Consider the following 11,702-nt stretch of genomic DNA (forward strand, 5'->3'; position numbering starts at 1 on the left):
TCAGGCCTCGGGCCCGTCGTCGACGAGACGCCCCAGGACCTCGTCCGCGGTCTCCTCGAAGTCGAAGAAGTCGGTGACCCGGACGTCGTAGAGCGTGGCCAAGCGGTAGAGCGTGGCCAGGCGCGGCGAGCGGCGCCCCTGCTCGATGTAGCCGATGGAGACGCGGTCCATGTCCAGCATCTGCGCCACGCGCTCCTGGGAGAGCCCGCGGGAGCGTCGCACGGCGCCGAGCCTGCGGCCGAGCCCTGCGAGAAACGTGGTGTAAGCAGAATCTTTCATGGCTCTGAAGATGGGCGAGGCCGGGTGGGTCATCCACTAACCACCGGTTAGCAATTTGTGTGCTCCTAGCTCAATGGACAACGGGACCCTCTCCATACGTCTCCCCTCAAGGCCCCTTCCAGTTTCCTTGCGAGACGTATCAGGTATGGGGCGAGTCGGGGATGGTCCCCATGGGAGCGCTACGGGTCCCAAAAAAGGGGGGATAGCCCTCCCAGCGCGCGGAGACGTGCGCCCTAAGCCGTCACCCCATAGGGAGGTCCGCAGATGAAGGCCCGGGATTTCTCCGTAGACTCCTCCGACATCGCCTACGAGGCGAGACTCGCCCTCGACCAGATGGACGCCGAGGAGGAGGTGAGCGCCGAGGCGCTCGTCAAGAGCCTCTTTGCCGCCCTCAAGTGCGCCCGCACCAACCAGCGGTGCCTCGACTCCCTGCTCCTCGCCTCGGAAGGCGAGCTCCCCGAGCGCATCCGCGGTCTGGGCATCGACTGCTCCGACGACGAGGTGCGCGAGCTTGTGGACCAGTTCGGCAGAAGCTACTGCTGGTAGTCTGCGCCGCTGCCATACGGGTACGAGCCGCCAAGCATCGGGACGAGTCCGGGCCGGGCCCGGGAAAGGCGGCTTGCGATGTGCACAGCGGTCCGGTTCTGCGACCCCGAGGGTCATCTGTACTGCGGTCGTAACTACGACTGGGGCGTCAGCTACGGCGAGGGCCCTGTGGCCGTCCCCGCCGGCTGGGAGTGGCGGTCGCGCCACGAGGGCACGTTCAAGACGCGCACCGGCCTGATCGGCATGTCCATCGTCGAGGAGGGCATGCCCCTGTTCTTCGACTGCGCCAACGAGGACGGCCTCTATTGTGCCGGGCTCTCGTTCGCGGGTGGCTTCGGCGTCTACCGCGACCCCGAGGAGGGCAAGACCAACATCGCCAGCTTCGAGATGCCGCTCTGGGTGTGCGGGACGTTCTCCTCGGTCGACGAGGTCGAGGAGGCCCTCGCCGATGCCGCGATCACCAACGACAGCTTCTCCTCGGCCCTCGAGCCCTCTTCCCTCCACTGGTTCGTCGCCGACGCCGAGCGCTCCATCGTCGTCGAGCAGGACGCCGACGGCCTCAAGGTGAGCCACGACGGCTTCGACGTCCTCACCAACCAGCCCGAGTTCAGGTTCCACTGCGAGAACATGCGCAACTACGTGCACCTCGACAACGCCTGGACCCCCGAGGTCACCCTGCGCGAGGAGCACCTCACCGCCATGGGCGTCGGTCCCTCGATGATGGGCCTGCCTGGCGACCCCTCCGCCATCTCGCGCTTCGTCTGCGTCGCCATCCTCAACGCCCTCTATCCCGACGAGGAGGGGGAGAAGGCCAACGTCGCGCGCCTCTTCAGGACCCTCGGGGCCGTCTCGATGGTCAAGGGCCACTGTCGCCAGGAGTCTGGCGACTTCGAGTACACCTTCTACACGGGGGGCTACTCCTCCGCCAGCAAGACGTATTACTACAGCACCTACGAGGACCCGGCTCTGCGCACCGTCACCTTCGACGACTGCAGGGGGGTCGACGGCCTCGCCAAGGTGGCGGCCGTCTAGGGGTGCCCTGCGGCGCGTATCGAACGGCGCGCCCCATACGGCACGTCCCTCGGGGGCGGGGCACCCTCCCGGTGCGCCGCCCCTTCGCATCCATGGGGCTCGCTTGCCGACAGAACGGTGCCGTTTGCCGGCATCAGCACGGTAAATCACAGGGGGCAAGGCATAGTGGTAGTGCGCTGTCGCCGTTGTACGCCGGCACGAGCACGAATGATGCCCCCTCGTCTTTGTGAAGGAAAAATGAGGGGAAAACCTATTCCGAGATTCTCGAAGGCATGGGGCCCCAAGCACTGTATTGTTCTTTCTCGCGCCGCGGCACCCACCGCCTGGTGGTCCCGGCGCGACGGACCTTGAGAACCGGATACCGCGGCCTTTGGGGGCCGCGGGGAGACAGACCATTAAGGATGGTTCCTCGCGGCGGGGGAGACCCCGCCGGGAAACGAGCGAACCTGTCATTTCCTTGTGGATCCGACGATCGGCGGATCATCGGCCGGGTCGGGCTCCATCTGACACGCACCGCGGCGCCAGCGGGCGCCGCGTGTCCGAACGGAGAGTTCGATCCTGGCTCAGGATGAACGCTGGCGGCGCGCCTAACACATGCAAGTCGAACGGGAAGCGGGGCCTCCGGGCCCCGCCGAGAGTGGCGAACGGCTGAGTAACACGTGGGCAACCTGCCCCCTCCACCGGGACAGCCTCGGGAAACCGTGGGTAATACCGGATACTCCGGGACGGCCGCATGGCCGGCCCGGGAAAGCCCAGACGGGAGGGGATGGGCCCGCGGCCTGTTAGCTAGTCGGCGGGGTAACGGCCCACCGAGGCGATTATGGGTAGCCGGGTTGAGAGACCGACCGGCCAGATTGGGACTGAGACACGGCCCAGACTCCTACGGGAGGCAGCAGTGGGGAATCTTGCGCAATGGGCGGAAGCCTGACGCAGCGACGCCGCGTGCGGGACGAAGGCCTTCGGGTCGTAAACCGCTTTCAGCAGGGACGAGGCCCTCACGGTGACGGTACCTGCAGAAGAAGCCCCGGCTAACTACGTGCCAGCAGCCGCGGTAATACGTAGGGGGCGAGCGTTATCCGGATTCATTGGGCGTAAAGCGCGCGTAGGCGGCCTGTTAGGTCGGGGGTCAAATACCGGGGCTCAACCCCGGTCCGCCCCCGATACCGGCAGGCTTGAGTCTGGTAGGGGAAGGCGGAATTCCCAGTGTAGCGGTGGAATGCGCAGATATTGGGAAGAACACCGGCGGCGAAGGCGGCCTTCTGGGCCACGACTGACGCTGAGGCGCGAAAGCTAGGGGAGCGAACAGGATTAGATACCCTGGTAGTCCTAGCCGTAAACGATGGACGCTAGGTGTGGGGGGACCTGCCCTCCGTGCCGCAGCCAACGCATTAAGCGTCCCGCCTGGGGAGTACGGCCGCAAGGCTAAAACTCAAAGGAATTGACGGGGGCCCGCACAAGCAGCGGAGCATGTGGCTTAATTCGAAGCAACGCGAAGAACCTTACCAGGGCTTGACATCACCGTGAAGCGGCGGAGACGCCGTGGCCGAGAGGAGCGGTGACAGGTGGTGCATGGCTGTCGTCAGCTCGTGTCGTGAGATGTTGGGTTAAGTCCCGCAACGAGCGCAACCCCTGCCGCGTGTTGCCAGCATTCAGTTGGGCACCCGCGCGGGACCGCCGGCGTCAAGCCGGAGGAGGGTGGGGACGACGTCAAGTCATCATGCCCCTTATGTCCTGGGCTGCACACGTGCTACAATGGCCGGCACAACGGGCTGCGACCGCGCGAGCGGAAGCGAATCCCTCAAAGCCGGCCCCAGTTCGGATCGGAGGCTGCAACCCGCCTCCGTGAAGTCGGAGTTGCTAGTAATCGCGGATCAGCACGCCGCGGTGAATGCGTTCCCGGGCCTTGTACACACCGCCCGTCACACCACCCGAGTCGTCTGCACCCGAAGTCGCCGGCCCAACCGCTCCGCGGGGGGAGGCGCCTAAGGTGTGGAGGGTAAGGGGGGTGAAGTCGTAACAAGGTAGCCGTACCGGAAGGTGCGGCTGGATCACCTCCTTTCTAGGGAGAACAAGCTTTCTAGAATCACTTTTCATCGAAGCTCACGCAGCCGGGCCCGCCCGGCCGGTGGGCCGCCGTCTCCCCGCGCACCCGAGGCGCCGCGGCACCCGGTCCCGAGGGCCCGTCCCTCCGCACCTTGAGAGCCGCATAGCACGCGAAGCAATCCCCTCCCCCCAAGGGGGAGGGGTCGCATCTGATCGCCTGGGCCCCTCCCTGGGGCCCGGGTATGTGCAACTGCACAAGAAAGCACACCAGCGTTAAGAAAGCGAGCCCCCCGCGCACCCGCGCGGGGGGCGGGCAAGATGGAAAAGGCGCACGGTGGATGCCTTGGCACAGGAAGCCGACGAAGGACGTGACAAGCTGCGATAAGCCGCGGTGAGGCGCACATGGCCTGCGACCCGCGGATCTCCGAATGGGCGAACCCGGCAGGAAGAGACGCCTGCCGCCCGCCGGCCGAACCCATAGGCCGGCGGGGGACAACCCGCCGAACTGAAACATCTAAGTAGGCGGAGGAAGAGAAATCAACAGAGATTCCCCCAGTAGCGGCGAGCGAACGGGGAAGAGGCCAAACCGGCGAGCGCGCGCACCCGGCAGGGTTTGCGCCGCCGGGGTTGCAGGGGCGCGCATCGGGGGCCTGCCGGCCCCCGGCGCAGTGACAAACCGGGACGGGAGCCGAACGGCATGGGAAGGCCGGCGGCACAGGGTTAGAGCCCCGTAGGCGAACCCGCCCCGGCTGCGCGTCGCGCACCCTGAGTACCGCCGGACACGTGAAACCCGGTGGGAAGCAGGGGGGACCACCCTCCAAGCCTAAACACTCTCCTGTGACCGATAGCGGACCAGTACCGTGAGGGAAAGGTGAAAAGCACCCCGGGAGGGGAGTGAAACAGCACCTGAAACCGTGCGCCCACAAGCAGTCGGAGCACCCCTTCGGGGTGTGACGGCGTGCCTTTTGTAGAATGAGCCAGCGAGTTGCGCCGCGCGGCGAGGTTTAGCTTGGAAGCGAGCCGCAGCGAAAGCGAGTCCGAAACGGGCGTTCCAGTCGCGCGACGCAGACGCGAAGCCGGGTGAGCTACCCATGGGCAGGCTGAAGCGGGGGTAAGACCCCGTGGAGGGCCGAACCCACCTAGGTTGAAAACTGGGGGGATGACCTGTGGGTAGGGGTGAAAGGCCAATCAAACCCGGAGATATCTCGTTCTCCCCGAAATAGCTTTAGGGCTAGCCTCGGCCGTTTACCGTCGCAGGTAGAGCACCGGATGGGCGCGGGGGCCTCACCGCCTACCAACCCCAACCGAACTCCGAATGGCGACGGTCGAGAGGCCGGGAGTCAGAACGCGTGGGCTAAGCCGCGCGTTCGAGAGGGAAACAGCCCAGACCGCCCGCCAAGGCCCCCAAGTCCGTGCCGAGTGGCAAAGGATGTGCGTCTGCCCAGACAACCAGGATGTTGGCTTAGAAGCAGCCATCCATTCAAAGAGTGCGTAACAGCTCACTGGTCGAGTGGACATGCGCCGACAATACACGGGGCTAAGCACGGCGCCGAAGCGGCGGACCGGACCCAGCGTCCGGTGGTAGGGGAGCTTTCCGCGCAGCGGCGAAGCCGGCGGGCGACCGACCGGTGGAGCGCGCGGAAGTGAGAATGCTGGCATGAGTAACGAGAGCGGCGTGGGAAACGCCGCCGCCGTGAACCCAAGGTTTCCTGGGCGAGGCTAATCCTCCCAGGGTCAGTCGGGGGCTAAGGCGAGGCCGGAAGGCGTAGCCGATGCACAGCAGGCAGACATTCCTGCACCCCCCGAGGGGCGCTATCAGCGACGGGGTGACGGAGAGGGGTGGCTCGACGGGGTTCTGGACGTCCCCGCGAAGCCGCGTAGCCCGGGGCGCTGTGAAACGCGCGCCCCGCCAAGGGGTGAGGCGGCCGACGAAGCGATTGAGCGAAGCGAGTGAGCCCGTGCTTCCTAGAAAAACCTCTAGCGAGCCCCTGGGGGCCCGTACCGCAAACCGACACAGGTGGGTGGGTAGAACATACCAAGGCGATCGGGAGAACCATGGTCAAGGAACTCGGCAAAATGGCCCCGTAACTTCGGGAGAAGGGGCGCTCCCCCAGGTGATGGACCTCGCGTCCGGAGCCCGGGGGAGCCGCAGTGGAGAGGCCCAAACGACTGTTTACCAAAAACACAGGACTCTGCTGAAGTCGTAAGACGACGTATAGGGTCTGACGCCTGCCCGGTGCCGGAAGGTCACGGGGAGCCGTCAGCGCCTCCGGGCGCGAAGCGGCGAACCCAAGCCCCGGTAAACGGCGGCCGTAACTATAACGGTCCTAAGGTAGCGAAATTCCTTGTCGGGTAAGTTCCGACCTGCACGAAAGGCGCAACGATTTGGGCGCTGTCTCGACCATGGACCCGGTGAAATTGCACTAGTCGTGAAGATGCGACTTACCCGCGGAAGGACGGAAAGACCCCGTGAACCTTTACTGCAGCTAGGCATTGGCTGCCGGTCCGACGTGTAGAGGATAGGTGGGAGACCGAGAACCGCAGGCGCCAGCCTGCGGGGAGTCGCCCTTGGAATACCACCCTCGTCGCTCTGGCATCCTAACCCGGGACCGTGAACCGGCCCGGGGACCGTGCCTGGTGGGTAGTTTGACTGGGGCGGTCGCCTCCTAAAGAGTAACGGAGGCGCGCAAAGGTCTGCTCGGGACGGTCGGCAACCGTCCTCTTGAGTGCAAGAGCATAAGCAGGCTCGACTGCGAGGCCCACAGGCCGAGCAGGTGGGAAACCAGGCTCTAGTGATCCGGCGGCCCGGCGTGGAACGGCCGTCGCTCAACGGATAAAAGGTACTCCGGGGATAACAGGCTGATCTTCCCCAAGAGTCCACATCGACGGGAAGGTTTGGCACCTCGATGTCGGCTCATCGCATCCTGGGGCTGGAGCAGGTCCCAAGGGTATGGCTGTTCGCCATTCAAAGCGGTACGCGAGCTGGGTTCAGAACGTCGTGAGACAGTTCGGTCCCTATCCTCCGTGGGCGTAGGAGAATTGAAGGAGGCTGCCCCCAGTACGAGAGGACCGGGGTGGACGGACCTCCGGTGAACGGGTTGTCGACCAACGGCACGGCCCGGTAGCTGAGTCCGGTTCGGATAACCGCTGAAAGCATCTAAGCGGGAAGCCGGTCCTGAGATGAGTTCTCCCTTCCGGTAAGGCCCCTCGAAGACCACGAGGTCGATAGGCCGCAGGTGCAAGGCGCGCGAGCGCCTCAGCCGAGCGGTACTAATAGGCCGAGCTCTTGCCCCCCATTCTTACCCGGGACGGTGCGAGACGAGCGCTTCGCGTCGCTGTGCGGCCCTGAGGGGGCGGAGGCGACCCGCCCTCCCCGCGCCCGTCGCCGGTCGGCGGCCATGGCAGGGGGGGAACACCCGGTCCCATGCCGAACCCGGAAGTTAAGCCCCCGAGCGCCGATGGTACTGCCGGTCCAGCCGGTGGGAGAGCAGGACGCCGCCGACCAGCGACGGGCGCGGGACAGCGCGAACCCTCGAGGGGCCCTCCGGGGCCCCTCTTGCTTCAGGCGCCGGTTCGCAGCCCCCTACATTCATCTTTTGTGGGCCGTCCTTGGGACGGCCCTTTCTTTTTGTCCCTATGTTTTTAGCTGGTAAGAGCTATTACCATATGCTCAGATAACTGTCCGTATATCTAAAATAAGGCACTACCGTTCGCGGACCCCATTGGGCGCTCGTCCGATTGTCCTCATGATTAGGCCCTAATCTGTGCAGAATCTAGTTGTTGCGGGCGCCCGTCGCCCTTAGGTGGCTTTTCCCTCGAGAACAAAAGGTGGTTGCCGTGCCCAAGGCCCTGGTATTCGGAAGCATGAACATGGATCTCTCCATCTGCTGCGCGCGTATCCCTGCCGCGGGAGAGACCATCGATGGCGACTCCTTCATCACCAACCCCGGCGGCAAGGGCGCCAACCAGGCGGTCGCCGCGTCGCGTATGGGCGCCCCGGTGACTATGGTTGCGGCCGTGGGGGACGACACGTTCGGCTCCGTGCTCCTCGGGTGCCTCGATGGCGCCGGCATCGACGTGTCGGCCGTGAGGACGGTCACCGAGGTCCCCACGGGTACCGCCACGATCATCCGCGTCGACGGCGACAACCGCATCATCCTCGACCACGGCGCCAACTACTGTCTCTCCTCCGCCGACGTGTGCGATGCCGTCGACCGCTTCGGCGAGCCGGGGGACGTCTTCCTCACGCAGTTCGAGTGCGAGCCCGACGCCACGGCCGCCGCACTGGCCCATGCCCACGACCGGGGCCTCTTCACCATGGTGAACCCCGCCCCGGCCCGGCCCATCCCCGACGACTTCTGGCGGTCCGTCGACTACCTCTGCATGAACGAGACCGAGTGCGAGTCCATCACCGGCGACTTCCCGTTCGGCCCGGAGGACGCCTCCATGGCGGCTCGGAAGATCGCTGGGAAGGGCGTCTCCCAGGTGGTCGTCACCCTGGGTTCCAAGGGGTCCTACGGCTACGACCGCGGCGAGGAGTGTTTCGTCCCCGCGCGGTGCGTGGATGCGGTGGACACCACCGCCGCCGGCGACACCTTCATCGGCGCCATGGTCTCCGGGCACCTCATGGGCATGGGGTTCAGGGAGTCCATGGAGCTCGCGACCTGCGCGAGCGCCCTCACGGTGCAGCGCGTGGGCGCCCAGCAGTCCATCCCCTCCCTTGCCGAGGTCAACGCCTCGTTCTAGGTGGTTCACAGGACGTTCCCGGCGCCCCCTCGGCAGGGGCTCCGGGCCGTATGAGGAGGTTCGCATGAAGAAGCTCGTCCTCGACCTCGATGTGGGAATCGACGACACCCTCGCCGTGGCCTACGCCCTCGCGAGCCCGGAGGTGGAGCTCGTGGGCATCACCACCACCTATGGCAACGTGACCACGGAGCAGAGCACCGCCAACGCCCTCGCGGTGTGCGCGCTTCTCGGCGCCCCCGACGTCCCGGTGTACCCCGGGCTCCCCTGCGCCAGCTTCGCCGAAGACTTCACGGTGCAGCCCGTCTCCGCCTTCATCCACGGCAAGAACGGCGTCGGCGAGGTGGATGTCCCTGCCAGCGACCGGGCGCCCCAGGGGCAGGGGGCCGTGGACTTCATCGTCGAGGCCGTGCACCGGTGGGGCAAGGACCTGATCTACGTCCCCACCGGCCCCCTGACCAACTTCGACGCGGCCATCGCCCAGGACCCGTCCATCGTGGACGAGGTTGGGGCCGTGGTCCTCATGGGCGGCGCCCTCACCGTGCCGGGCAACGTGACCCCGTGGTCCGAGGCCAACATCAGCCAGGACCCCGACGCCGCGGACCGCGTCTTCCGCTCGGGCATCCCCGCGACCATGATCGGCCTCGACGTGACCCTCCAGACGCTCCTCACCTACCGCGAGACGGCCCTCTGGCGCGAGACGGGCACCGAGGCCGGCAAGCGCCTGGCCGACATCACCGACTACTACATCAAGGCCTACGAGACCACCGCGCCGCACCTGCACGGGTGCGGCCTCCACGACCCCCTGGCCTGTGCCGTCGCCGTGGACCCAAGCCTCGTGGAGTGCCTCCCCATCAACATGATGGTCGACGTCGAGGGTCCCACCCGCGGGCGCACCATCGGCAACCCCGAGCTGCTCAACGACCCGAACAAGACCATGGAGGTGGCCGTGCGCGTGGACGTGGCCCGCTTCCTCGACGAGTTCATGGGCCGCATCACCCGCCTCGTCTCCTCCTGCCAGTAACCGCCGCCCGTCCCGTAAGGAGCACACCGCCCATGGAACCCACCAAATCGGAGCTCGCCTCCTACCTCGACCACACCCTCCTCAAGCAGGACGCCACGGCAGAGGCCGTCGACCGAGTCGTCGGGGAGGCCCGCGAGATCGGCGCGGCCTCGGTCTGCGTCAACCCCTACTGGGTCTCCCGCGTGAGCGAGGGGCTTGCCGGCTCCGGCGTGAGGACCTGCACGGTCGTCGGGTTCCCCCTGGGCGCCACCACCACCGCGTCCAAGGTCGCCGAGACCGCCGAGGCCCTGGCCAACGGGGCCGACGAGGTCGACATGGTGATCAACGTCGGCGAGCTCAAGGCGGGCAACGACGCGGCCGTCCAGGCCGACATAGAGGCCGTGGCCGGGACCGTCCACGAGGCGGGCAAGCTGCTCAAGGTGATCCTCGAGACCTGCCTGCTCACGGACGACGAGATCCGCCGCGCGAGCGGGCTCGCGGCCGCGGCCGGGACCGACTTCGTGAAGACCTCCACGGGCTTCTCCATCGGCGGGGCCAAGGCTCACGACGTGGCGATCATGCGCGAGGCCGTGGGTCCGGACCTCGGAGTCAAGGCGTCCGGCGGCATCCACAGCTACGAGGAGGCCGTGGAGATGCTCGAGGCCGGTGCCGACCGCCTGGGCGTCTCGGCCTCGCTCGCGATCCTCGCCGGCGCCCCGGACGACGTGGCCTAGGAGTCGCCCGACCCACCACCGCACAACCGAGAGGGGTCCTCCGGGACCGTTCGAGCCCCCCTCCTTGTGCAGGGGGGTCGGGGCCCCTCTGTCCCAATGCAACGAACGGAGGAAGACATGGACCCTCGTTACCGGCGCATCTTCGTCATCGTGCTCGACGCCATGGGGGTGGGGGAGGCCCCCGACTCGGCGGCCTTCGACGATGTGGGGGCCGATACCCTCGGGTCGATAGCCCGCACCTACGACGGCTCCCTCGCGGTGCCCAACCTGGGGTCGCTGGGCCTCGGCAACATCCGCACCGACGACCCCCTCCCCGGGGTGCCCCCCGCCGAGCACCCGCGGGGCTGCTACGGCAGGATGACCGTCACGTCCAACGGCAACGACTCCATCGACGGCCACTGGGAGATGATGGGCCTGCCCGTGCGCTTCGACATGGGGCACTGCCCCGACGGGTTCCCCCGGTGGCTCGTGGACGACCTCGAGGGGTTCTCGGGCAGGAGGATGCTCGTCAACCGTGCCTACTCCGGCACGGAGGTCATCCGCGACCACGGCGAGCAGGCCGTCGAGGAGGGCGCCGTCATCCTCTACACTTCCGGGGACTCCGTGCTCCAGCTGGCCGCCCACACGGGCGTCGTGCCGCTCGACGAGCTCTACCGCCTGTGCGAGCACGCCCGCGGGCTCGTGAACGGCCCCGAGGTGGTCATGGGGCGCGTCATCGCCCGCCCGTTCGTGGGCGATGACGCCGGCTCCTTCTCGCGCACGTCGGAGCGTCGCGACTACGGGCTGGCCCCCACCGGCCCCACCGACATGGACCGGCTCGTGGGGGCGGGCTACGACGTCCTCGCCATCGGCAAGATCGGCGACCTCTTCTCCGGCCGGGGCATCACCCGCAGCTGGCACAACGAGTCGAACATGGACGGCATGGACCACGTCGACGAGGCCGTCGCCACGGACTTTTGCGGCCTGTGCTTCGTGAACCTCGTGGACTTCGACACCGTCTACGGGCACCGCCGCGACCCCGTGGGGGAGGGGCGGGCCCTCATGGACTTCGACGCCCGCCTCGGCCGCGTCATGGCCGCCATGGGCCCGGACGACCTGCTCATGATCTGCGCCGACCACGGCAACGACCCCTGCTACAAGGGCACCGACCACACGCGCGAGCTCGTGCCGCTCCTGGCCTTCTCGCCCTCCATGGCCCACCCCGGCCAGGACCTGGGCACGCGGCCCACGGCCGCCGACCTCGGGGCCACGGTGCTCGACAACTTCGGCGTCGAGGGGACGGGCGAGGGCACGAGCTTCCTCGCCCTCGTCTCCTGACCGGC

7 protein-coding genes and 3 rRNA genes are annotated in these 11,702 nt (G+C 67.0%); 9 read left to right on the top strand and 1 reads right to left on the bottom strand.

The window, feature by feature from the left end; genetic code table 11:
* Complete coding sequence (locus tag OR600_RS03125; RefSeq protein ID WP_204406850.1) at window positions 1-279, bottom strand: helix-turn-helix transcriptional regulator; 279 nt, start codon at window positions 277-279, stop codon at window positions 1-3.
* 264 nt (window positions 280-543) lie between these two features.
* On the opposite strand from OR600_RS03125, the gene OR600_RS03130 reads away from it, so the two are divergent.
* The 9 genes from OR600_RS03130 (at window position 544) to OR600_RS03170 (ending at window position 11,697) form a co-directional block, all read left to right on the top strand.
* Window positions 544-825, top strand: coding sequence for a hypothetical protein (locus OR600_RS03130; RefSeq protein ID WP_204406849.1), 282 nt, complete (start codon window positions 544-546; stop codon window positions 823-825).
* 78 nt (window positions 826-903) lie between these two features.
* Window positions 904-1,857 carry a linear amide C-N hydrolase gene (locus OR600_RS03135; RefSeq protein ID WP_265590629.1) on the top strand — a complete coding sequence of 318 codons (954 nt, stop codon included), beginning with the start codon at window positions 904-906 and terminating at the stop codon, window positions 1,855-1,857.
* Between the two features lie 540 nt (window positions 1,858-2,397).
* Window positions 2,398-3,916 (top strand): 16S ribosomal RNA (locus OR600_RS03140).
* Between the two features lie 295 nt (window positions 3,917-4,211).
* Window positions 4,212-7,194: ribosomal RNA gene (locus OR600_RS03145) — 23S ribosomal RNA — on the top strand.
* A gap of 94 nt (window positions 7,195-7,288) precedes the next feature.
* Window positions 7,289-7,404, top strand: a 5S ribosomal RNA gene (rrf, locus tag OR600_RS03150).
* Together the 16S, 23S and 5S rRNA genes form the textbook arrangement of a ribosomal RNA operon.
* 333 nt (window positions 7,405-7,737) lie before the next feature.
* The gene (gene rbsK, locus OR600_RS03155) at window positions 7,738-8,646 is read left to right on the top strand and encodes a ribokinase (RefSeq protein WP_265590630.1); all 909 of its coding nucleotides are present in this window, start codon (window positions 7,738-7,740) and stop codon (window positions 8,644-8,646) included.
* Between the two features lie 64 nt (window positions 8,647-8,710).
* Complete coding sequence (locus OR600_RS03160; protein ID WP_265590631.1) at window positions 8,711-9,667, top strand: nucleoside hydrolase; 957 nt, start codon at window positions 8,711-8,713, stop codon at window positions 9,665-9,667.
* A gap of 32 nt (window positions 9,668-9,699) precedes the next feature.
* Complete coding sequence (gene deoC, locus OR600_RS03165) at window positions 9,700-10,380, top strand: deoxyribose-phosphate aldolase (RefSeq protein WP_135977779.1); 681 nt, start codon at window positions 9,700-9,702, stop codon at window positions 10,378-10,380.
* Between the two features lie 117 nt (window positions 10,381-10,497).
* A complete protein-coding gene (locus tag OR600_RS03170) occupies window positions 10,498-11,697 on the top strand; it encodes a phosphopentomutase (RefSeq protein ID WP_204407174.1) in 1,200 nt (399 codons plus the stop codon).
* Window positions 11,698-11,702: the final 5 nt, after the last annotated feature.

It is taken from the genome of Granulimonas faecalis, assembly GCF_022834715.1.
In the GTDB taxonomy this organism is placed as follows: Bacteria; Actinomycetota; Coriobacteriia; order Coriobacteriales; family Atopobiaceae; genus Granulimonas; species Granulimonas faecalis.